This window comes from Aliikangiella coralliicola, from assembly GCF_007004725.1.
GTDB classification, from domain to species: Bacteria; Pseudomonadota; Gammaproteobacteria; order Enterobacterales; family Kangiellaceae; genus Aliikangiella; species Aliikangiella coralliicola.
In genome coordinates this window covers 109,321-133,487 of the sequence record NZ_ML660171.1, presented here as the reverse complement: position 1 = coordinate 133,487, position 24,167 = coordinate 109,321, and the positions used below count along the sequence as shown (strand labels likewise).

Genomic DNA, 24,167 nt, shown 5'->3' with positions numbered 1-24,167 from the left:
CTTTCGGAGCTATGGGATCTAATTACTGAGCCTTCGGTATTGATGGTTAGCTGGTTGATAATCGTCATAGTCATTACAGTTTTTATGGCGACTTAGTTTGCATCGATTTTACTGTATTCTTTATTGAAGTTATCAATTAGTTTCTTTTGCTCATCCTCAAGAAGTTTTATTTGTTTTTTCTCGAATTCAGTCAGTTTATCTTTTCTGCTTAATACTTTAACTCTATCCCTGAATTTCTTTAGTTTTGCTTTATATGCCTTGCCCAAGCTTGCTAATTTGAGAGCTGCGATGTTTTTATCTCTAAATTCCGCCTGCTGCTTCCATGGTAAATCGATAAATTTCTGGTGAATTAACATCACTTCATCAACTCTGTCATAAAAATCACTGATGTCTTGGTATGGGTGGGTTTTGCCTACTAATTTTCGAGCGATTGGAAATTTTCGAATATCGGTAGCTTTATAAGAATCATTCAAGGAATTATTAGTATCTACCACATTATTGATGAATGTACCGAATCCGCCAGTCGCGTACTTAAATAGGTATTCGAAAGATTCTGGTGCAATATCGACATAACCTTTCTCATATTCATCGCCGCCGGTTATCTTGTTAATTGATTTGGCGAAGTCCTTCCAGGCTTCTGAGGTCCTATTTTTTCCTAGTGAGCTGTCAGGCTTTTTGGGATTAATAAAGCGTCGGTCTTGATAAATGGGAGAACCGAAATAGTTTTCATTAAGTGCCATATCTACAAAGGGTTTAGCAACTGTTGGGGTTACTGTCTTAACCACACCGGTCTCAAATTCTTCTGAATTAGCGGTCCCGATGGGTGAGAATGAGCCTAAGACCGAAAATGTCAGAAACTTACCAAGCCAGGTTTTGCTCTTTCGCTTACTTCCATTGATTGTCTGCTCTATGCCAGTACCCACGTTGTGAAAAATATTGTAGCCATAAGGTAATGGGATTTTAATGTAGGTCTTTTCTCCGGCGTTACCAAACCAGCCAGGATTGTTTTTGATAAATGCTTTGCTAAACATCTTTTCGAATGGAAGGAAAAACACCATATTTCGCTCTAGGATGTAGTCTGGGATTTTGTCAAACCAATCCTCTCCATCCTCAGCTTGCCCACCAACAGCTCTCGCTAGCATGGATAGCATGTAGCCAGCGCCAGCCATGGCAATTCCGGCCATCTGTGCTCCTGTCAATTTGATATTTCGTTTACCAGTAAATGGATCTCTACTGATAGGGTTTTGACCTAAGGAGCGCACAAAATTAGCCGAGCCTTGAATGGAAGCATTGGCAAACATGTAAGTCGCATTTAGAACCGTAGTCGAATTCCCACGACGATTGAAATTAACCGTTAAATCTTTGGCAAAAACTGCGGCTTTTTGCTGACTAAGGCCAACATCTCGCGCGTATTTGAAAGCCACCAACCTGGTAGTATTTTCAACAGCGGCATTTAAATCATTCACAAATTTAAGAGATTCTTTCCCATATTTAATTGCTTTCCCTTTAAAGGTTCCTTTCTCTATTTCGATTAACCTCTTAATATCTCGGACTTGCTGCTCAATAGTTTTCGAGTCAAAAAAACCTGTCTTGGCGCCGGAATCAAGGAACTCTCGATAAACTTTATCCCATTCGTTATTTTGTCGAATGGGTTTGCCGCGTTCCTGCCGGTAAATTGCTTGTAGCGCTTTCTTGTACCCGCCTTGTAGAGCGCCGAGATTTAACAGTTCACTCACCTTTCCTGATTTAAGTTTTCCGTCTTCCCTGGTAGTTTCCCCGAGTACATTAAACAAACCCGTTTGTAAGTCACGAAAGAAATTACTGACGATAAAATCAGGGCTTAATGAAGTGCTGACTGTCGAAAGATAACGATTAATTACTCCCATGGCTCTGATCACAGCATTAACTTCATCAACTCCCATGTTTCTCATTGCAGCGACTAGTTCAGGATCATTGATTTTAATGTAATACTGCTTGCCATCCCTTTTGACCGGTACGAATTCATTCGAATCAGCCATATTCTTTTCATTCATCTTGGTTGGCATACCGGTCTTTTGAGACTTAATTTCTGGGGCGTTTTCCGCGGTATGAATTGACCAGTAATGTTTATCAGGATTATTTTCAACGAGCTTTAATAAGGACTGAGCAACTTTATTCTTTTCAGAACGTAGAATAGCTGCGGCCACATCTGCTGAGGTATGGGCCAGGATAGAGCCTGCGGTAGTACGGCGACCCAGCGCCTTTAGAGATTCTTTGCCTTTTATCGCAAATCCTCGGCCAACAATAGGTTGTCCGGTACGTCTTAACTTATCATTTTTACGTGCCAGCCACTTTTTAATAAAACCTTTTGACGCGTCTGCTTCATCAGCTGCGAATCCTTTTAATGGCACATAATGTTGATATTTTTTGTTCCAGGTGTCAGATTCTTCATCCGATAATAAACCATTTTCTTTGAGAAGGTTTCTCTTATGATTGAGCATGCGATAGACATTATTTGCCGCATCTTCGAGCTTAGAAATTCGACCTTCGCTCTGAAATGTTTCAATAATCTGCTTGGCTTCGGCGTCGCTCATCCCAGACAGCGATTCACTTACATTCTCTACTTCTTGCTCCTGATAAAACTCAACCAACGCTTTGTTACGTTCCGGAGCGTGTTTGGCGTAGAGAAATAAATCTAGTTCTTCGGGCTCGATTTTGTGCTTATGCAGGTATTGCATTAACGGCTTGATATGTTGACGTTCGAAGATTTCGAGATCACGCTCGACTTTACCATGCATCAAAGTTTCTTTTTCGTAGACATTTGCCTCATCTGTTATCACTCTGCCCTGCTTCTCAATTGATTGCTGAGTGCGCTTTAAACTAACGTATTTATCCTGGAAAGTACGAACTAGCGAATCATATCTTTTTACTTCTGGTGTGATGACGGTGTTTTCGTCTGTTCGATAACGAGTATCACTTGTTGGCGAATTATTGCCAACCTCACCTTTCTTAAGCTTACTTTTAGCTTTTGAAAGAGCAATGCGAATGTCTCGTTTGGAAATTCCTAACTCTACAAGTGGGTTTAACAACTCCTTGAGAAAAACGATAATTCGATCAAGTACAGAAGGATTAGTATTATTTTCGGCAATTTCAGCAATGTATTCATCGGCAATCACTTCTTTGTTATTTAACTTAACACCATGACGCCTCGCGGTATTGATTCGATCAGAGGCTTTCATTGAATCCCATACTTTATTGATGAATTCTTTATGTTTATCGCCCAACAAGTTCCGCAGACCATGATGGCCAACTAGCTCATGAAATACCGTTTTGGTTAGGTCGCGAACATCTTTATGATTATCACCCACGACATAGATTTTGCCATCAGAGTAGATCCCTTTAACTTTTCCGCCATTGCCATCGATTTTTATTTTGTTTCGGATTCCACTAGGCAAATCAGCTTCAGTCAAATGATAAGAAATCGGTGAATTTGGAAATTCATGTTCAACACGCTCCCGAAATTTCGAAATTGCACCTTTCGTTATCGGGTTACCCAGCTGTAGTCCTAGGCGATATAGACTGGCTTCATTCTCAATTGGGTTTTTCGTGTCACCTTCTTTTAACCAGGATTTAAATTCGAAAGAAGTTAATTCTGTAACTGGCCCGACTTTCCAGCCTTTCTCGTAATTGCTCAGATAACCGTTGACAGCCTCTTGCTTGTTTTCAAATCCGAGCATAACCTTATGTTCGTCGAACTTACCATTAGCATCAACTTGATCGATAACAAAGACATTTTCGCTTTCAGGTTTATCACCAACAAACACATCAACATGATCACCATCGGCACCTTGAGTTCTCTTGATATAGCCATAATGATGATTGATTTTACTCTTCCATTGCTTACCATTAGGATCAATTCCACTACGTTCAGATCCTTTAGGATTCTCAATGGAAATATTTAAACCCTGAATATTAACGTGTGCCTTTTTATAGTTGCCTGCTTCTTTTTGTGCTTCACTGGGATTTAGTTCAACATCAGCAACTTTTTCCTCAATTTTTTTGTTTAATTTAACTTCGGGCTCTTGTTCTAAATTTTGTTCTTGACTAAGATCAGAATTAAGCGGTTCATTTGCATTTTCTGAAAGAGTCTCCAAATCTTTACCGATTGAATGTTCCGCTACTTGTTTATCTTCGTTTAAATTGGCGCCTTTATACTCTTCACTAAACGAATCGGTCATTCCATCTTTTGCAGGTCGTTGTTTTTTATTTTCTTGACCAGCAAAAATAACGTCCTCTTTTTCAATAAGTGGTTGTTGGTAATCTTTTGGTATCGCATTTCCTTCCGAATCGACAACAAAATCGCTTTCAGGAACGGTTACTTGTTCGGTCTCAATTGACAATGAAGTTTTAGAGAACTTATCTTTAAGATTTATGATTGCTTCTGAAGATGAATCAGAAACAGAATTATCCAGCTCACTTTCAGATTTTTCTTGGTTAAGCCTTTGTTGTTCTCTTAGTTGAGCTTTATGTCCACCAGCTCCCGCAACGGAGCCGGCAACTCCACCGCCGATTGCGCCTAGAACAGCATTCCCGAACGATCCTTCCCATGGATTTTTTTCAAATCCGCCTGCATCGTTATACGCGCTCTTTTCGGTATAACCTTCGGTAACTTCCTCAGCACCTTCTGTTATTGCTTCAGCGGCCCCTTTAGTGGCGATATTACTTCCCAGTGAATTTCCTCCAAGCTTGGTCAATGGTGAAAATATATAACCACTTAACGCCCCCGTAATGGCTGTTGTTCCCGCAACATCAGAAAATACTTCTCGCTCCAGTACAGATTTGAGATCATTTCTGGCATTCTCTGGACTTGCTCCCATTTTGACAACTTGATTAAAGAATTCAGATTGCTCAGCTAATTCTTCATCTGTGAGATTATCGATAACAGTTTCTACTTCCCTACTAGCTGCCCCTCCTGATTGCATCGAGCCGATTGCTGCACCTATTCCCATTTGCGCTCTTAAGCTTCGACCCCGAGTCAGATAGGCCGCTCCTAGTTGAGGCAGCATATTACCCAGCAAATCAGCAGCTTGTGCCGTATACCCTAGCAAACTAGGATCTTTACCAGCAGTCCAGGTCGAAGGGTCATTTATATCCCCATCAGGGATTGAATTTTCTTTCGCTTTTTTAAATCGATAGCTCGTATCATCTTTTATTATTTCACCAATATTTATTAATGGCTCCGAAATATATTCGTTTGCGAAAGAACGAACGGTATTACCAACTTTGTTTTCAATCCCTTTACCTTGAGTGATGTTTGCGTTGTGCTGCATGGCAAGACGCTTCAGAACATCAGCATCGATTACCTCCCCTCTGGCTTCAGCTTCCTCAACATATGGCTTAAGTAACACTGCGGCTTTGTGAGAATTTGGAAGTTTCTCATAGTCCACATCCGAAAATGTTTTGACTGCGATGTTTTTAACTCCGTCCCATAGTGGATCAAGTGATTGACGAAGAAAACCTGGCTTTGCTATATCAACTCCCTCTTTTTCAAATTCAGCTAAAAGCGAGTTCAGATCATTTGGTTGAATATATTGTTCACCCAAGAAAGAACGCGCACCTTCGGCCAATCCACGGGCTACTTGACCGACTCCTTGAATCGCTGAGCCGGTGAGTTGTTTACCAAAATCAGTTGATTCCGCACTTGTCTGAATATCGCCGCCGGTTAGCTTTCTAAAATTGGAATAACCGGACTCTTTTTCATCATCTGATAAGTTGGGTGAAATGAAATCTTGAAAATACTGGTCGCGAACGACTTCCCGATCTGACTCACTCAGATTTTTGTATTTTTCTGAGGACTCGAGTTCTTTCCATTGCATTAATCAGCACCTAGAACACGGCTAATGTAATCGTCGGCATTTTCGCCTTTTTTACGATCAGTTGAAGATTCTTTTTTGCTCTCTTTACCCGAATTATCACTATGCTCGTTCTTGAAGTTTTTAAGCAGTTTGGCTTCATTTTTAGCCTCATCAAGCCATATTGCTTTTTCTTCGCGACCGGCGAACTCCCCACCCGACCTGATTTTCATCAGGTAAATATCAGAAGCCAGTTCCTCAAGTGACCGACTGTTTTTAGAATTGACTAACTTGATTGCGTCATCAGGTTTAAGACCGTGTTGCTTGACGTAGTATTCAATCATTTGTTGGTCTTTTGGGATAGAGCCTGCACCACCATAACGCGTTACTCCCCTGATCCCATGAGCTCGATTATTTTGGTCTTTTTGTACGAAACCAGCACCAAGCCTTTCTGGATCGCTAAATCGTGGCTGAGGCTCCACGCCGCCCATCGTCATCATCTCTCTGAGCTGATTTCTTAATGCGTATAATTGTTGATCATCATTCGCAAGATGCTGCCGGGTTTGAATGTCGCCTAAAATTAATTCGACGGGGATTTGTTTAACCTTGTCATTCTCGTCAGTTGAGCGATTGATGGTCGCTGGTGCACGGTATTCAAATGGTTGACCGTCCTTATCTACACCGGTAATTAATAAGTCAACAACGACAGTTCCCGGCTTTTTACCGGGCATGATTCCAGCAACTTGTTTGCCCGTTATTTTCCCGCCAGGGTAATTCGGCGTTACACCTGGTTCGAATTCGCGATTGATTTTAGTCGCGAAAACTTTGTTAAAGGCGCCCAAGAATTTTGGGGAATTAATCGCACCGCGATCTTTTCCGGACAAATAACCGGCAACGCCATTAGTCAATTGCTGAACATTATATTTAGTTGCATCATCAGCAAGAGAAGATAATTCAATATCGAGATCTTTTATCAGCCGCCTATCGGCTTTAGTCGGTCGATAATCTGGTTTGTTCATTCTGTCGAAAAGAACTTTTGCACTTAGTCCACGATCTTTGCGCTCATGCATCTTTTCCTGGCGATCAAAATTCTTCTTCTGCATTTCATGTGATTGCCTGGCCAATCCTAAACGAGTTTGACTCTCAGTCATTCTCTGATCGTTCATGCGACGCTGCTGCTCACGATCTTTTGCTTGCTCCGCACGATCTTCCTGTCGTTCTTTATCTCGTTGATTACGACGCTGAATACCATCAACGAACTCATAACCTTTCATAGCTCCATCAATTAACGCTTGTGCTTTTGTGCTCATAGCCATTCACTCAGTAAAAAACCCGCGACTGCACCCATTGCCATTCCAGCGGGACCACCAACCGATCCAGCTTGAGCGCCAGCCATCCAACCAACCGTTGCGCCCGTCGCAGTATTCGAAGTCTGGGCCGCATCTTCAGCAGCTTCATTTAAATCATTTTGGTTTTCGCGTTGTGTTTGCATCTGTGCAACACGAGAAAAGCCCTGTCTTGCGTCAGTTGCGTTTTGTCTTCCTAAGCCAATAACGCCTGCCATATTAGCCTCCACTTAATCTTGAATTAGAACTGTTATTATGAGAGCCGGCCATTATCCGCATTTGTAGATCGTTGTGAGCAACACGCGTTTGATTCTTCGCTTGGGCAATCGCTGCAGATTTAGACAGGTTCCTGTTGCGTTCGGCGCCGACTCGCAAAGAAGGATCACGAATACCATACCGCTGAGCCGTCATTGCGGATTGTTTAGCTGCACTTTCAAATCCTGAATTTACTTCATCACCAGCCCTGTTGATTGCCGCTCTTTTTTCTTCGGGATCTGAAGCTAAACGCATCAGTTCGATTTCCAATGGTAAATAGCGTTGTCGATAATCTTCGTATTCGGCGCGAATTAAATCGGCATTAATGTCTGCCGCATCTGAATTGGGATGATAATTAATAGTTCGGGCATTTGAGATCGGATTGTACGGGCTTCTTCTATTCGCATCACCTGGACCGATAAGTTGTCCGCCGCCGTAATATCCAATTCCTGCCCCTCCACCAAAATGCGTACCATCATTAATACGAGAAACATGACGTGACTGATTCGGATTGAAATAGTTCATCAAACGCATGTATTCCAATCTATCCATTCGCTGGTGAATCCTCTGGTTTGGTATCGCTGTTGTAGAGTCGAGTGGCGCCGCCCAACAGAGTTCCTACTGCGCGCGCATTACCGAGTGATCGAGTCGAAGCCGATTCAGCATCTGAGACAGCTTGACTATGCGCGTCAGCCGCAAGCTCGCCAAATCCACGAAACGCATCAGCTTCTTTTCCTCGGCCAATTGAAATTGCAGATTCTAAGCCGCGAACTTGCTGTTCATTCATGTCATTGTTTACATCAGTGTTCGCATATCCCAGTGAACGACCTTGCTTTTTTAACACTCGTTCCAACGCTCCATCAAATCGGCCCGAGCCAGGTTTAGCGCCAGCCTGTAGCTCCTGGTTAACAACATTTTGCCTTGCTTTTCCAAACGCAGAATTTACCCCTGCTGTTGCAATTCCTCTTAAGTTATCGCGATCTTGATTCGTTACTTCAATTCGTTGAATAAATTCGTTCTCAAAGGGAATATAGCGACCAACATAGTCATTCCACTTATCTCCTGCGACTCGTGCGAGTTCTCTTTCTTCTTCGGTTTCGGGAACCTCGTTACTGCCACCGCCGCCCATTATTCAACGCTCCAACTATAAGAAATCATTTTAGTCTGCCATTCTTTCGGTAATATTCTTTCATAGCCTGCTCGGTAGGTTTCAAATTGAATGGACTTTGCATTAACATCCTTTGCCAGTGCTTTTAGCCACTCAAAATATCGTTCTTCTGCCAAAACATTGTTAGAAGCCTGGTATGAATGAAGAATCCAAATAAATAATGTCTTGTGTAAGTTAAAACGATTGGTATTTACTTTAAGAATAATAAAACCTTGCTTATTCTCGAATAATTCGGCTTTACCATTCACACACTCGGCGAATACATCTTCTGGTTTCCAGTCCGTTTTATACCGTTGATGTAGTTTCGATAATGCGAGCATAACGCGTTGGCGCGTTTCTGGAATTCGTATATCGGTCGCTGCTGGTATTTCAATCATTTAACCGACTTCACAGTTAATCTAACAAAAATAGCAAAAGTGAAAATCTATCCAACTTAATACAGCCCTAAGTCAGAAATATTAATCTGCTTGGCATCAGGATAAATTTGGTTTAAGTGTTCATAAGCCTGTTCAATCAACTGCTTATCATTATCCTCGGGCTCAAACAGAAATCCGGCTTCCTGATTTTCTTCATTGATCATTAATCCAATAGGAGGTTGCCCCTCTCTCAATAATTTTTCGGAACCGAAAATACTTACCTGGTAATTTGTATGACGCCGGCGGTTTTCTTTGCTCACGGGATCATACTTAGTGACCATATTGCCTGAGGGTTCCTTAACCATCTGAGACTGAACAGCATAATGGAAATTATCAGTACAACTGTCTGAAAGCATGGTGATTACGAGTAAGGCTTTTTTTAATTCAATGCCATTTGGGGTTTTTAAGGGGGTTTCTAACGCCATGAAATTTAACCTCTGAAATGAGCTGATTGCGTTCAATAGTTTTTTAGTCTATCAAACAGCTCATCTCTGAAAATCTATCCAGTTCAGGCGTTTCTAGCTCGCTCCAAAGCTCTTTCTTCACGACGCGTTAATACTGGCGCAACCATGAGATTCGAAAGCTCTAGAATACGCCCCTTTAAAGTCTCGAAGTTTTCCAGAGTTGTCCAGCTGCCAGGTTTCGTTGCACCTTGATATTCGTAAGTATCTAATGCTTTATGTTTTTCTATATGTCCGTCTTCATACTGCACGATAAGAAACTGTATACCAGCATTGGGCGCGGCTTCGAATTCTGCTTTAGTGGTGCCAGATATAACAGTTTCGTCCTCGTAAATGATCTCAAATGGTTCAGGCATCTGCGGCCTCTCCTATCCCGGTTGATGAATCAAGTATTGTTGTCTCTCCGCTTCTCCTAATTTGAAAAATTCCGCTTGCAGTATCACTTCCCGCGCCTTCCATTAATGTGCGTAGAACCATCCAAGATCGATCAGATGAAAGAGCCACCCAAGTTCCAACCGCAGCCGCTTGAATATCCCAACTTCCGGAAATCATTTGCGAGCAACGTACATCATAGTTATCACCAAGGGTTGTTTGTGGAGCGCCTGCATTCCAATTTGAATTCGGTCCGCCATCGAGCTCTATGGTTCCATCTCGCTTAAATTTGATGGTCGCAGTTTGAGGTAAAGCGCCTATCGCTTCGGAGCTGAACTGGCTCGGCATGTTGACAAAATCGCTGGTTCCGCTGCCATTCTGTGCCATGATTGTCGGAACAGTCCAGCTTAAGGTCGAGTCTGTTCCAGTATCACCGGAAACGCTAGCGAGTGCTTGAGAGACCCATAAAGGATCGTCACCTGATGGGACGCTTGTGAACCAACTCGACGGTGCAGTCGGTGTATTAGTGCCAAAATTAAAGCTCCCGCCAACCGGTGTACTCGGTGCAAAACTTGAACGACGATAGACGCTAAACTGATACGTGCTCAGCCCATTGGTTCCATCAGCACCATCATTGCCATTATTCCCATTTTGTCCGTCTTGACCATCTTGCGCGGCGATGGTTGGTGTGGTCCATGTTTGTATTGAATCAGTCCCAGTTGTTCCCTGGATAGAAAAACTCGCATCACTCACATAAAGCGGATCGCTCCCGGCTGGAACTGATGAACTCCAACCTGGTGGGGGTGTCAGTGTGTTGGTTCCGAAATTGTATGAACCACTATTATTAGCTGGCGTTGCTGGTGCAGTACTAGCTCGTCGATACACGCTGCCCTGATAAACTGATAAACCGTTCGTTCCGTTTGTGCCATTCGTACCATTACTTCCATCAGCACCATCTTCTCCATTTTGAGCAAGTATGTCTGGCGCCCCCCAAACAATTGAATTATCGACGCCACTCAAACCGATTATCGATGCGATACCAACTGATGCATACAATGGATCTGTACCGGCAGGGATTGACGGCGACCAGTTAGCCGGCGCAGTTATGCTGTCGGTTCCAAAGTCATAATTACCGCCTGACGGCGTACCTGGTGAACTTGCTGCCCTCCTGTAAACAGTTAACTGAGCAACTGATTTCCCATCACTACCTGTAGCTCCATCAAGGCCGTCAGCACCGTCTCTCACTAAAATTTCAGGCACCGACCAGGTTAATGTCGAATCCGTTCCTGTATCCCCAGACACGCTTGCTAATGTCGTACTCACATAAAGCGGATCGGTTCCGGCCTGCGGGCTAACGGACCAACCTGCCGGCGCAATTGGCACATTCGTTCCGAAGTTAAAACTACCACCAACAGGCGTCGTTGGTGCAGAGCTTGCGCGTCTATAAATTGAGAAAAGATACGTACTCTGACCATTTACTCCATCATTACCATCGTCACCGTCTTGTGTAAAAATGACAGGAGTCGTCCAAGTTTGTGTCGAGTCAGTACCAGTAGCCCCAGGAGCTGCGAACGTGGCTTCAGTAGCATAAAGTGGATCAGTACCAGCAGGAATCGTATCAGACCATCCACTAGGAGGTGTTAACGTGTTCGTACTAAAGTTGTAAGTAGCACTATTGTCCGGCGGGGTTGCTGGTGCACTCGCTTGGCGCTTAAATACTCTCGCCAAGTAAACTGAGGTTCCATTAGTTCCGTCTATGCCGTTAAAGCCGTTGGAACCATCTAAACCATTCTGCGCAAGAATGTCAGGTAATCCCCAAGTAATTGTTGTATCAGTTCCGTCGGTCCCATCGATTGACGCGATACCAACCGATGCATATAAAGGATCAGTTCCTGGCGGAATACTAGCTGACCAATTTGTTGGGGCTCCAATTATGTCGGTATTAAAATTATAACTACCACCTACCGGTGTGGCTGGTTGAGAAGCTGCACGACGATAGATAGTGAGTTGGGCGACGGACTTTCCATCAACACCATCTGCACCAATGGCGCCTCTTGAAACCGACTCAATTGAAAAAAAGTCGCACTCCATTTCACCATCACCACCATTATAATTTAAGATGAAAGTTGGGCGAATGTACGCGATACCAGCTGTCAATGGTGTTGGGTTTGTTTCCGTATTAGATGTAAAAACGCCATACCCAGAAAACCAGCCGTTGAAAGTTTGCCACTCTCCTATTGGAACCTGACTCATATCAAAACCACTGGTTGCGGCATAATGTTGAGACGAAAACGTATCAGTGCCATTGACATTAATTAACGTGCGACCATCTGAGCTAACACCCGTAATACCAGCGAAAACTCTTTCTTTTAATGGATCTGTTGCTGCAACGGTTCTGCGGATTCTGCAGCTCACTCGATAAATCCATTCAGCATTGTAGGGGATCAAATCTTTATGGATCCGCCAGGTGTATCCGCTGGCATTTAATACATGCCCACCAACTTCACCATTCTGTGGAAATGAAATATTGGTGTCGCCAAGGTATTCATGCCAATCTTTCGAAGATCGAGAACTCCAGTCCTCAAAAAAATTCACCGACGAAATATTGCTCGACGAGTCGTTGTCATTGATGAGTGATAATCGATTGGTTAATTCCGATAGTGAGACAAGAGGATCATTGCCAACCTGCCCGTTCATTTGATTTAAGTTGCTTCTGATTGCATTTAAAATTGGATGCAATGACTTTGGTACCGAACCACCAACAGCTGGAATAGCCGGTAACCGTTTGACTTTAACCATCGCGCAACTCTCTCGCTGATTGCGCTAATGTAATACTGTTAATCCGTTCGGTTCCAGAGACTTCAATTTCCCATTCATCGGCAAGAAATCCCGCAGGCATTCGAATGGCGTCGCGACTAGTTATCGTACCCTCAAATACGTTGTTGCCATCAGCAAAAACTTTGAAGTTAACTGGGTACCCTCTCGCTCTAATTTCCAACCAACCAAAATTGACCGGTCTCGGTGTCACAAATACTTTTGATCGCCAGGTATAAGTTTGTAGTGTTAGTGCTTCATCCCATATTTTGATTTGTGTCGAGTTTTCTTCAGTAAAGAAAATTGAATCTTCTTCAAGATCTAAATATAAACATTCCGAATATTGCGTGAGTTGAGTTAAGCCGGCCTGCGGCTCTGTTGGATCGATAATAAATCCAGCTTTGAAACCGCCGTTTGCAGTCGCATCATAAAAACCGTAGTAGCGTTGATCATGAAAAACGCCAACGATGCTCGAAGGATTTAGAGCTTGCCATTCCTTTTTTTTCATCAATGGCTCAGTCAGTACACTCGCCCCACCCGAAATTCTCACAAGCCCATCAGGTGACGCGTATAACACCGAACTCCCCGCCTCGACAATCGATTTTTTAGAGATGCATGCTTGGTTAATTTCGATGGCTTCCAACGAGTAAGCACTCGGATGGATCCCGTGAGAGATGTAAGGAAAGCCTTTTGTTAGAACTACAATTGAAGAGTTAAGTTTTGCCAGCCCTACAATTTCATAATCTACCGTAAGCGAATAACTCGGGGGCCAAGCATGTGGGACATAGGGTTCACTCAGCCGAATTTCGTTGCCTTTGAAACCAGCTAAAACACCATTAGGTAAAGAGATTAACCCTTCAAGAGTTGCACTTGGCGAATACCACTCTTCACTGACTAACGGACCGCCTGTTTCAGAATCTTTTATTTCATCAATATAGGTCGTTTGAGCAAGAGGAATATCTGCTACAAAAACATATTCACCTTCTAAGGTTCGGTAAATCCTTTTAGTTGTAATATTGTGATCACCAGCACCTGGATTAACCAGGTTTGATAAATCCACTCGTTGCAATTCGTTTGGTTCAAATTCATCAGAAATTGGACTTGGCGGACCTTCTTCACCGTATGCTGAAACATAGGTAAACACATAGAAGACCGTTCTTTGTTCTTCCTCGCTAGCACCTGAGGCAGGATTTGAATGTGCATTAAGAGCACCACTTGGTTTCGTGGCCGGTGCTGGTATTCCAAGAGTGTAACTATCAGTTGGATAAGGTGAGGCGGCGTTTATTTCTCCAGCGACGCCCATTTTAGGATCACCATCACCAGTCCAATAAACACGACCAAACTGATCATCAGGTACAGGAGAACGTACCACATCAACGTCAGAATTCCATTGTAACCACTGATTAGCGGCATAACGAAAAATCGTTGTAGGTATTGATGGAAGATTAACATCATCGATCGACTCTCTCCATGATTCCAGGGAGCCAGAGAATAGGCGGCAGTTGTTTGCAACCTGTGCTTGATCACCACGGAGTTTTAATGGGTCTTGTCGTGGCGCAATACCTCCGAAAGAATTGATTCTGATCCTCGTCATCGTTCACTATTTGCCTTTCGCTGCCGCCGGATGGATCGCAGAATCAATCGAAATTTTTTCCCCTAGACTTTGTAAGAAAGCGGTGTAATGAGTGTTTGCCTTACCGGGATCTTTTACTTCCGAATCCTTGATGTAAGCTCGGTAAAGCATGTAATCTAAAATAGCGTTCGCGTAAATATCATCGATCTCGATAGTTTGGTTGTCCGTATCGAAATCCGATATGATAATTGCTGTTGGCGCCTTTGCATAAATGATATTGATATTTCTGGGGACGGTCGGATGCGGATACAAATAGAAGTTTTTCGGATCTCGTAAATCATAAACATATTGCTCGGGATCACCTTGAGCTCCATGCCAATCAATAACATGAACATCGATGATGTCCCGATCAACAAAACGAATGATTTTATTGGTTGTCGCATCATTTACCACATCAATTAACCGTAATCCATCAGCTGGCAAAGTTTGTTTAGAATTCGGTTGTGCCGAAAATACATCATTAACAGTCAAAGCATCGGGACGCTTCAAACAGACTTCTCTTTGACCTGCATTTAGCCAATCTAATAATTGTTGCTTTGGCCATCGGACACCAGTGTCATGTAATAAACCAAGAGCATCACTGATGAGTTTTCTTGCAAAAATAGTCGCCATGATTCACCTAAATAAATTTGTTGAACTGCTGTTGTTCTGCACCGTTCGCGGTAAGCGCCTGACCTTTTGCTTGAGATAGATTGGTAAAATACCTTCCTCGATAAAAACTCGCACTTTCTGGATTTGTCCATGGTTTCTTAGGCTGCATCATTAGCTTAAATAGTGTCGCCGCAGCAAATCCCTCCTCCCACTCATCTAGAACTGCATCATCGATATAATTTGATGACTTGCTTGGCCTGAGAATGACGTTGAGTTTTATTTCTGTCGCCACACTATTAACCGGAAAAACTTCGAAAGTTAATAGTCGTTGTAAAATTAATCTCGGAGTTGAGGAACTAACGAAACGATTTTTTGCTTTAAGAAGAGTATCTGGGGTTGCCTTGCGTAACGGAATACCCGCAGCAAACGCTGAAGAAATTCGCATGACTTCTGCATCAGTTGGCAACAATGTCGATAAATCGAGAAAAGCGGTATTACCTGGTAATGTGTATTCAATTTCTGTTTGCCAAACTTCCGTCGAACGCAAGAATTCCCTCACAGCATCTCTAACCGCAGAAGTCGCAGTAATATCCATCAGTGAAGGACATTCTTGTTTAACGCGTAAAACCAGGCTATCGAATGACGCCATTTATCTTAGCCTGCAGCTACTTCTTCCGCAGTGGCCGCAACAAATCGTGCACCCTGCTTAGCTAACGCTGGCGTATACGCAAAGAAACGACCTGTTTTCACACACTTAAGATACGGAGGCGGAACAAAGTCAGGATCATCAGAAAGCAATGGTGTGTGTTGTTTACCTTTTTCCAATGCATCACGTTCCATTTCCAGTGCTGCTCTAGCCTGTTGCAAAGCGTTTCTTTCAGTATTTAACAGTGCTTGTTCTTCCTGAACTCTTGCTTTTTCATCTTCCAGCGCTTTACGTTCAGCTGTGACTTTTTCCTTTTCGGATCCGATTGCTTTTTCCTGCTCATCAAGCAACTTTGCTCGTGCATCAAGCGCTTCTTCTTGCTCTTTCAAAAAGTCTTCTGCTGCATCAGAAACTTTCTTATCAGCGGTCTTTGATTTTGACTTAGTCATTTGAAATTACCTATTTTAAAAAACGAAAAATCCCCATCCAGAAGATGGGGAAATGTACAATTACCGACGGATTACACAGTGAAGTAAAGACTCAGGCTTTATTACCTTGTAGCCGTAAACGTTCAAGCCGCGAACTAGTCGACCAAAATCAAATGGATTAGCAACATCTTCCATTTTGACCATTTGAGACGCGAAGGTAAGCGCCGATTTGTGACCAGCAACTGAGTGATAAACAGTGTTTGCACCATCAACTGCAGTCGCAATATTGTTATTACGGTAAATGTGCAAACGGTCAATCATTCCGATATTGCCAGTACGCAAAATAGATTTCGCATCACCGGCAATACTCGCGTCTTTTAGATCGGACTTTTTGATCATGCCGCAAGCCCAGGAAGGTAGTCCGATCCATCGTTCAGAGTCAGGAAGATTCTGTTCATCCATAACCGTGCCGACATCGACTAAGAAGTCGATAATGTTGGCTTTAGTCAACTGAACCGAATTACCACCTACTGCACCGAGATCAAAAGAACCGGAAATTTTACCTGCTGTTTGGCCTGAGTTAGCAACATCAGCATCGACATAGATATTTGACAAAATATCGGTATCGATGACGATACGCATCTGTTCGGTAGCATCATTCGACCAATCATTCATCAACTGTAAATCAGATTGATGGGTCTCAATGTCATTGCACTCAAATGCAAACGACTTGGCTTTATCGATCGATAGTTCGACCGACGGGCTTGTTGGTTTCTGGTAAGTTAATCCGGCACCAATAACATAATCACTGATAGTAATATTTGGTACGGTTCGGATGATTACGGTATCACCTAGCGCTTTGATTTCGCCTTCGTAATCAGTGTTCGCAATTTGCGCGAACATGGTTGTTGCATAAAACTTGGTGACTAACTTCCCACTCCAAATCTGTGGGATAAACTTGCTGGCACTCGTTGAGCTAATATCCGGCCAGCCGGGATCTCTATTTGGACCTGCCATATTGGATAACCTTTATTCTATGGCCAGGCTTTCGTTTTATTTCGGTTTAAATGATTCGACCGTGTTTCGATGCCTGGGCAATTTTTTGTTCCATAGCATCAACTTCATCTTCTCGACCTCTGTACTTACCACGTGCAACATCTTTGTAAAAAGTATCAATATCCTGTCTGGTCATATAACCATCATGTGGATCGTTTTGATTCCCACCTTGACGTTGTTCAGGCAGCACAGATTCGTTAGACAATGACTCATTATCTTTAGCGTTCTCGCTAACTTCATTGTCTGTTGAAGCTGATTGCTTGCCTGATTCACCAAATTTATTGAAAAAGAAAACCACGCGATTAATATCCTGATTTCTATCTGCTTCTTGCAGTAAAGTGCGGTAGTCATGGCCACTTAACGGATCGACCTGGTCAAGCCAGTCATTAAACTCATCACTTGCGTTAATTCGCTGCCAATCGGGAACTTGTGCGCTCAGTTTTTCGATGAATGTTTGCTCTGCATTTGCAGCGTTTTGTGCATTCATTGAATCTATTGTTGCTTGCTGTTCCGCTAGTTTTTGATTGGTTTCCTGTTGAGTTTTGCTGATTGTCTCTTCAACCAAATCGGCGTATTCGCCAAATTCTGTCTTTTTGTCGGGACTAATTAATTCGCTCGATTCAGGTTTTTTGCTCAACAATTCAACCTGTTTTTCAAGGGACTGAATTTTTGCATTAAGCTGTCTGGTTTCGGCATTGTATTTGCCGAGCATCACATTGCAGCGATTTTTCCAGTACTCCACGTCCGCGTGACGAGGGTCAGATTTATCGTCTGTCTTAACCTGAGTTGGTGTTTTTTCAGCTTGTTCCGGTTCTTTCGCTTCAGGTTCCTTTTTTTCAGGTTCCTTAACCGGCTCTTGCTCTTTCTTAATCTTTGCTTCGTAGGATTCAACAGCTTTTTGTTGAGCTACGACGTGCTTTGGTAAACCCATATTTGCTCCGAGTACAAGTCGTAATGGTTCGATTAGATGTCGCGAACATTTCGTCGAGATTAACCGTTGTGATTCGATAAACGCAGTATTGCGTTACTGAAGATTCTATTTGTTGAAATTAAGTTGTCAAAAAACTGGATACATGTTGGAGAGCAAGCGCTTTTCCCTGAAGTTTTTGGAAGTTTTCGGCATCAACTTTCCTTAACGCGAGATCAGTTTCCTTTTGCGCCAGCTCTATAGCGTCTAGCAAAAGCCTCATTTCTGGTTTCGATTGCAAGGCTTTGATTGCAGCTTTTTGCTCTTGAGTAACATTATCAAACATCACGCAGCCTCCTGCATTCGTTTAAATTCTAGTTCGGCCATGGCTAACTTAATTTCGCTGGCCTTGGCCTCCGCTTCTGCCTTCTTCATTTCGAAGATTTGCTTTTGTTGCTCAGGACTGGGCGGTTTCTCGCTGTTTTCTTCTTCTTCAAATTCCTCTTTACCAGGAACAATCCCATCCATTTCCATATGCTCAAAGACTTTTTCTAAGATGTCTCGGCGCCCAGTCTTTTTAATAATCTCCATATCAAGAGGATTCGCAGTTCTATCCAGTAACTCAAGACGGCGAGCATGTTGTTGATCTTTTGCAATAATGCCATTGACGCCTGCAGCAATAACTTTTGTATCCCCCATGATTTCCGGATCATCATTGTTCACCATGTTGTGGTACCAAATCATTTCGATGGCTGGTCGCAATACGTAGCGATCGACATGTCTTATCGCAGACTTAATTCCTTTACTTGCCGCGTCCATTAATAACTCAAGACCGCCAAAGGTTTGCCCCGCTCCGCCCACTTTCTCATTGCCATACATGTATCGAGGGATATTGGTTGCGTCATCCGCTTTCACTTCAAACTCGTTATAGATTTTGAGGAGTTCGCCTGCATTAGATTGCGGCTGGAAAAAATAAAGAGGCGGATCTGCTTTGTTACCCATTCCAGTTGGATCGCTCTGGAATCTAAATTGCGCCCACGGACGAACCTGGGGAACGTCACCTGGCGCCATACGAGAAGTATTAATACCGACCATCGGGCCACTTGCCATTCCCATGTTGTTGATAAGAGCTCGCGCAGTCGCATTACAAGTTCTTTGAATATCTTCCATTAATTCCGGCGGAGACATTCCCCACCAAGAGCCTTGAACGCGCTGGAAGCTTGCCTTGTGATATGGTCTACGAGATAGAGGATCGGGATTAATTACCGCCCTGATGACGTGACTACCAATTAGTATCCCATCGATTTCATACTCTGCTAAAGGGTCTTTAACTTTTTCAATACTGTAACCCCATTCAAGTAGCATTTTACCCTGGACGCTTCCCCAAAAATGCAGGCCATCAATGAGAATATCTGAGCTATTCCAAAGGTTTTTATCTTCTAATTCACGACGTTCATTTTCACCAAACAACCATTCCTTCAAACCAGATTGACCGTATTCATCGAGAACCGCGTCAATTTCATTATCGTTGTAGCCTTCAACTCCTTTTAGTGCATAAATATCGCCTCTACGCAGTCGAAGATGTTCAATCAAATCCCCTTGATTTGTTTCACTGGCGTCTGGGCTTGGGTAAATGTCAAACGGACTTGTGCGCTCATAGGTTGGTATTGTTTCTTCATGAACAACAGGCTTTGCCCCCTGCCATTTTAAAGTTTTTCGTTTCCTGTTAATTGGTCCTTTAAGGATTGCCGATGGAAAGGTCACAAAGTCTTCAATGAATTCTTCCATTGCTTGAGCCCATCCGCCTTCAGCAAGCTGGTCTTCAATTTTTGTTTCCATTTTTCCAGACGCTTTCTTTGCTTCCTTTTGAACTTCGTTAGTTACCTCTTTTCTCAGTCGATTCATTTCCTTTTCGGCTTCCATCGCCATCTGAGCTTCTAACTCTGGCGTTATTTGCTCACCTGCCTTCTGCAATTTCATCAATTCATTTTGGAATTTATACGCGACCTGTTCTTCCGCAGCTGATTCTATTTCTTTTACTTTTTCTTCGGGAATATCAGCAATCGGTGTTGGTTTTAATGCCCATGCTTTGTCATTCGTAGGAAGAATAATATCTTTAACCCAGGCGCTTGCAGAACGACACTTAGTAGCAGTAATTTTCATGAAAATGTCACTGCCGCCCATGTCCTTGATTGCGCTCAATGTTTCAGTATCGTAAACGCCCTTGCGAAGCTGCATGCAATTAATTAACCGGTCATTAATTTTGAATCTTGCGCGTTTATTTTGCTCCCAAACGGTTCTAATATGCGCAGCTAACCGGCTTTCTTGAATTTCATTGATACGGTCTTCGAGCCTTTTAGAAGCAGCGTAATTTTTATCAACTTGTTTTTGCTCTTGTTCTAACTGCCCTGCACTTTTAACTATCACAGAACCTTGGTTGTAACCTTCATCGTTTATCATTATGCTCACCAATTAATGCAATAAAATGATTGGTTTTTCTTTCTTGCGATTTTGCTTCGCATCCAATAGCGCATTGGCTAAATCTTCCATCACGCCATCAATATATTTCTGATAATCTTTCATTAACTCAACAACCTCGACTTCAAACTTGATACCGAAATCACCTTCGGCAATAAATTGAATTCTCAGTCGCCCTTCCTTATTTCCTTTTCCTTGGAGAACCTCTACATTTCTAAAAGTTGCTTTCTCATCAAGTCTTCCATGATGATTTCGAGCAACTGGAGCAAATGCGTTTTGAAGCGCTCTTTTTAAATCCGTGGCATCAAATTGAATATATTGTTCCATTAGGTCCACCCTTTGTTACTAATGTTTTGCTGGCGCATTTGACGCGCAAGTAAGTCTTGATTTTGGACATTTACCATTGGTTTGAATGGTGCAAAAGTAAGTGCAAGTGATTCTGCAAGGTCTGGAGAAAAACCAACTCTTTCTTTTAGGTCTTTTTTGGATTCGAGCTGAATTTGCATTTTGTTGTTGTAACCGTACTCTAGATAAACGAGATCATCTGACATTTCATCGGTGAAAATAATATCTGCACCTTGCTTTAACCAGGCGCGCATTTCTCCCCAGATTTCCGCGCGTAAGTTTGCATACTCGCGTGGTTTTGTCGCAGCATTTGAGACAACAACATCAACAACTGGTAGACCTAATTGTCTGAGCCTGTCAACTACTCCCGAACCGTTACCAATTCCATCGACGTAAATTGCATATGGCTGATGCTCTCGATAGAGTTCAACGACTTTTCCAGCGAGTTCCATGTTATCCATTCCGCGATAAATATTTGGATCAAACATCTTCATTCCCTGCCGAATGGTAATGACAGAGCGGTCATCACCGAACCGAGCGACATCAACCCCCATCAGTTTTCGATAGGAAATATATTCTCTGAGTTCAAGCTGTCTTTGCTGTGCTTCAAGCACGATGTCGGAGCCAATAAACTGATTGCTGCCAGCTCGTGGGAATTCACCGCGAACACGAATACGGAAAAAGTCAGAGTCTTCGCCATAATCCTCTAACCACCCATTAATTTTTTTCTTATCGGTCATTTTCGCGGTGCGAGAATCGATTTTTTTGTGGCCCCAACGATGCGCGAATTTACCACCAGGAAAACAGTTTCTAAATCTCCCGCTATTACGCGTTGGGTTTCCGAATGCAACCCAAACAGCCTCTGGTGTGGTCATAGCCCCTTCGGACACTTCCCAAATGCAATCAGGGATCGCGCTCGCTTCATCGTAAATAATGAGCACGTATTCAGCATGAAGACCGGCGAAAGCCTCAGGGTTATTTTCTGACTGGGGGATTGCTTGAACAAACCAGGTTTCAGGATGTTGAACGTGAGAAAATTTAGTTGCGGTCCATTTAAACCAGTGATTATTAAGCGCGAGCTTGTGCCAGACAGCGAGTTCTTTCCATGTTTTACTCGAAAGTTGAGCTTGGGTATTTGCAGTGACCACACCATTCAAATGCGGTCGCAATGACATTAACGTAATAATTATCCACGCACACTCACAACTTTTGCCAATTCCATGGCCGCTCGAAATGGCTTCCTGGACTGATTTTCCTTCTTTTAATTGCGCACCAATATCGTCGAGCAGTTCCTTTTGCCATTCATCTGGACCATCATGTTTTTCAAGCAATGTCCCCTTCTCGCCCCAGGGAAACAGGTACATGACGAGCCCGTATAAATCGAAATAGAATTCCGAAACATCTTCAAGAAGCTGCTTTTCAAAATCGACGGCTTCAGCGTATTCACTCACGACAACAAATACTCCTAACTCTACCGCCGGTGTAGACATCAATAGATGCCGCGTGCTTAACTGCTTCTTTCGCGTTTAACCCTAATTTAAGAGCTGATAAACAGAGGGGAGCGCCGGAACCTACAGCAAAACTGTCGTTAATAAGACAAAGCCTGCCATTTGAATCGTCACAAAATGAATACGCTTTACTTTCAGTGACAATAATCCCACCTATCTCCATGCAATCCGGTAAATCATCAAGGCAATCATTTTTGATCCAGCTCTCTATATAATGATGTGCGTCCGCATCCCCAGATAAACCAATAGCAATAACTCTTTCACCGCGCAAATTGGCATTTATCTTTCTAACCTTTGAAAAATATGAATCAACTATGTAACCGTTGACAGTGAGTCGACCATCGCCAGCCAATGATTTTCCATCCCAGACGATACTAGTCACGATTCTTTGCCCTCTCCCTGGCTTTCTGAAGTTTTTCAACGTGATCAACAAAGACATGCTCGTTCTTGGAGCGAATTTTTATCGCTGCTAAATCACCGTCCATTTTGTTGAGCTCAGCAATTGCTCCAACTGCGGTTTTGCCGTCGAATTGGTATTCACCGGTTTCAGTCCATTCACCCTCAACCTTTATCATCACGGGCTCTGCTTGAAGGCAACGCTCGATGACTTCGCGAAGCTTTTCACGCTTCCATTCGGCGGTAATATGAAGGTCTTCTTTGAGTTTGTTTTGCTCGGCTTCGATTTTTTCTGCGATGTGGGGTTTTCGTAGGTTTTCTTTGGCTACTGATGCCAGCGTATTATCCGAGCCTTTATAACCCGCACTTTTAGCCGCTTGTACGCCATTGCAGCCATTAGCCAGGTAATTTTGAACGAAAAGTTCTTGTTTTTTGGTGAGTTTCTGGGATTTTGAGGTCATCCCGAGATTTTACGAGATTTGTTTGAGAGAAAAATCTATCCAATTGATAGCGAAATAACATCCCGTAAACTAAACTTTGAGTTATTAAGCTCAAGAAGGGATTCTGAAATGATAATTAAAAAGTATATTTTTGATGTCGCTTTATTACTCACGCTTATCATTGCAGGATTCATCTATGGTTATACAGAATCCTACAAACCAACAATATCAAGCTCATTCGCGGGATCGCTAGTTTTTGTCTTTTTTGCGTCGCCCTATTTCATAATTAGAGCGATTTTTATACGATCTATAAAGAAAATAACACTTGGAGGCATAAAAACCGAATCAGGAAACAAAACTATCGCTTATCTGGTTAGTTTATTTAGGATTCGAGCAAAACGATTAACTTTTGCGGCTCGAATAATATTGGTATTTATATTTGTCACATTACTTGGAGGAGCACAAATATACATTTATGCAGATTCGATTGCACGAAAGACAACTCAAATGTCTAGAAACTATGAGACTACCCAATTTATACAAAAAATATCCGAATCAGTGATCACCTCTATGATGAACAAGAGTGAAATTGTTATCGATGATACAGCCTTTATTCAGAAATTGGAGGAAACTAAATATGGTAGAGTCCCACTTCCATTGAAAATTGAACGAGCTCTTACAGATAAGCTTAACAAAGATCTAAATAATATTCTTGCGCCGCAGTTAAACAGCCATTTGGCAAAAGTCCAAATTGAGCAGCAAGCGAAGGGTTGGAGTTCCTCCGAGATTTCAGCACTAAGTACTAGGGTTGGAGCTGTTTTTATGCTCTTGTTTTTGGTTCAAATACTGGTTTCTCTTTATAAGTACAGTACTCGACTTGCTGCATTTTACGATGGCAGAGCTGACGCCTTACAACTCAGCAAGCGAATTGATAATTTAACTTTTGAAGAACTTGTAAAATTAACTTCGCCGGATGACCTTGACTATTCCAAAGCACATAAGGCCCCTTCCGACCAAGCAGTCGAACTTGCAAAACAATTGCTAAAATCTGGTAAATAAGTTCCGGTGATGTTTCA

At 42.7% G+C, this 24,167-nt stretch carries 22 protein-coding genes; 1 reads left to right on the top strand and 21 read right to left on the bottom strand.

The window, feature by feature from the left end:
- Positions 1-92 precede the first annotated feature (92 nt).
- The 21 genes from FLL46_RS24175 to FLL46_RS24075 form a co-directional block, all read right to left on the bottom strand.
- Entirely contained in the window at positions 93-5,855 is a 5,763-nt protein-coding gene (locus FLL46_RS24175; protein WP_142934563.1) for an LPD38 domain-containing protein, read from the bottom strand.
- Positions 5,855-7,141, bottom strand: coding sequence for a hypothetical protein (locus tag FLL46_RS24170; RefSeq protein ID WP_142934561.1), 1,287 nt, complete (start codon positions 7,139-7,141; stop codon positions 5,855-5,857). Before FLL46_RS24170 ends, FLL46_RS24175 begins: the two co-directional genes overlap by 1 nt.
- Positions 7,138-7,395 carry a bacteriocin gene (locus tag FLL46_RS24165; protein WP_142934559.1) on the bottom strand — a complete coding sequence of 86 codons (258 nt, stop codon included), beginning with the start codon at positions 7,393-7,395 and terminating at the stop codon, positions 7,138-7,140. The genes FLL46_RS24170 and FLL46_RS24165 overlap by 4 nt, the downstream gene beginning before the upstream one ends.
- A gap of 1 nt (position 7,396) precedes the next feature.
- Positions 7,397-7,984, bottom strand: coding sequence for a hypothetical protein (locus FLL46_RS24160; protein WP_142934557.1), 588 nt, complete (start codon positions 7,982-7,984; stop codon positions 7,397-7,399).
- The gene (locus FLL46_RS24155; protein WP_142934555.1) at positions 7,977-8,561 is read right to left on the bottom strand and encodes a hypothetical protein; all 585 of its coding nucleotides are present in this window, start codon (positions 8,559-8,561) and stop codon (positions 7,977-7,979) included. Before FLL46_RS24155 ends, FLL46_RS24160 begins: the two co-directional genes overlap by 8 nt.
- On the bottom strand, positions 8,561-8,977 hold the full coding sequence (locus FLL46_RS24150) for a hypothetical protein (RefSeq protein WP_142934553.1): 417 nt from the start codon (positions 8,975-8,977) through the stop codon (positions 8,561-8,563). The genes FLL46_RS24155 and FLL46_RS24150 overlap by 1 nt, the downstream gene beginning before the upstream one ends.
- Before the next feature lie 56 nt (positions 8,978-9,033).
- Positions 9,034-9,441, bottom strand: coding sequence for a hypothetical protein (locus FLL46_RS24145; protein ID WP_142934551.1), 408 nt, complete (start codon positions 9,439-9,441; stop codon positions 9,034-9,036).
- Between the two features lie 83 nt (positions 9,442-9,524).
- Positions 9,525-9,833: a hypothetical protein gene (locus FLL46_RS24140; RefSeq protein WP_142934549.1), complete on the bottom strand. Its 309-nt coding sequence runs from the start codon at positions 9,831-9,833 to the stop codon at positions 9,525-9,527.
- Positions 9,826-12,648: a hypothetical protein gene (locus FLL46_RS24135; protein ID WP_142934547.1), complete on the bottom strand. Its 2,823-nt coding sequence runs from the start codon at positions 12,646-12,648 to the stop codon at positions 9,826-9,828. Before FLL46_RS24135 ends, FLL46_RS24140 begins: the two co-directional genes overlap by 8 nt.
- Positions 12,641-14,257, bottom strand: coding sequence for a hypothetical protein (locus FLL46_RS24130; protein WP_142934546.1), 1,617 nt, complete (start codon positions 14,255-14,257; stop codon positions 12,641-12,643). Before FLL46_RS24130 ends, FLL46_RS24135 begins: the two co-directional genes overlap by 8 nt.
- Before the next feature lie 6 nt (positions 14,258-14,263).
- Positions 14,264-14,908, bottom strand: coding sequence for a phage adaptor protein (locus FLL46_RS24125; RefSeq protein WP_142934544.1), 645 nt, complete (start codon positions 14,906-14,908; stop codon positions 14,264-14,266).
- 7 nt (positions 14,909-14,915) lie between these two features.
- A complete protein-coding gene (locus FLL46_RS24120; RefSeq protein WP_142934542.1) occupies positions 14,916-15,536 on the bottom strand; it encodes a hypothetical protein in 621 nt (206 codons plus the stop codon).
- A 5-nt stretch (positions 15,537-15,541) separates the two neighbouring features.
- The gene (locus FLL46_RS24115) at positions 15,542-15,982 is read right to left on the bottom strand and encodes a hypothetical protein (protein WP_142934541.1); all 441 of its coding nucleotides are present in this window, start codon (positions 15,980-15,982) and stop codon (positions 15,542-15,544) included.
- A gap of 60 nt (positions 15,983-16,042) precedes the next feature.
- On the bottom strand, positions 16,043-16,978 hold the full coding sequence (locus tag FLL46_RS24110; protein WP_142934539.1) for a major capsid protein: 936 nt from the start codon (positions 16,976-16,978) through the stop codon (positions 16,043-16,045).
- A 46-nt stretch (positions 16,979-17,024) separates the two neighbouring features.
- Positions 17,025-17,948, bottom strand: coding sequence for a hypothetical protein (locus tag FLL46_RS24105; protein WP_142934537.1), 924 nt, complete (start codon positions 17,946-17,948; stop codon positions 17,025-17,027).
- A 118-nt stretch (positions 17,949-18,066) separates the two neighbouring features.
- Entirely contained in the window at positions 18,067-18,270 is a 204-nt protein-coding gene (locus FLL46_RS24100) for a hypothetical protein (RefSeq protein ID WP_142934535.1), read from the bottom strand.
- On the bottom strand, positions 18,270-20,384 hold the full coding sequence (locus FLL46_RS24095; RefSeq protein ID WP_142934533.1) for a portal protein: 2,115 nt from the start codon (positions 20,382-20,384) through the stop codon (positions 18,270-18,272). The genes FLL46_RS24100 and FLL46_RS24095 overlap by 1 nt, the downstream gene beginning before the upstream one ends.
- Positions 20,385-20,396: 12 nt before the next feature.
- Positions 20,397-20,729: a hypothetical protein gene (locus FLL46_RS24090; RefSeq protein ID WP_142934531.1), complete on the bottom strand. Its 333-nt coding sequence runs from the start codon at positions 20,727-20,729 to the stop codon at positions 20,397-20,399.
- Positions 20,729-22,237: a terminase gene (locus FLL46_RS24085; RefSeq protein WP_142934529.1), complete on the bottom strand. Its 1,509-nt coding sequence runs from the start codon at positions 22,235-22,237 to the stop codon at positions 20,729-20,731. The genes FLL46_RS24090 and FLL46_RS24085 overlap by 1 nt, the downstream gene beginning before the upstream one ends.
- Complete coding sequence (locus FLL46_RS24080) at positions 22,191-22,637, bottom strand: Ntn hydrolase family protein (RefSeq protein WP_142934528.1); 447 nt, start codon at positions 22,635-22,637, stop codon at positions 22,191-22,193. Before FLL46_RS24080 ends, FLL46_RS24085 begins: the two co-directional genes overlap by 47 nt.
- Positions 22,630-23,112, bottom strand: a complete 483-nt coding sequence (locus FLL46_RS24075) for a terminase small subunit (RefSeq protein WP_142934526.1) — start codon at positions 23,110-23,112, stop codon at positions 22,630-22,632. Before FLL46_RS24075 ends, FLL46_RS24080 begins: the two co-directional genes overlap by 8 nt.
- A 108-nt stretch (positions 23,113-23,220) precedes the next feature.
- Here FLL46_RS24075 and FLL46_RS24070 point away from each other — a divergent pair, with 108 nt between their 5' ends.
- A complete protein-coding gene (locus FLL46_RS24070) occupies positions 23,221-24,150 on the top strand; it encodes a hypothetical protein (RefSeq protein ID WP_142934525.1) in 930 nt (309 codons plus the stop codon).
- The last annotated feature ends 17 nt before the right edge of the window (positions 24,151-24,167 follow it).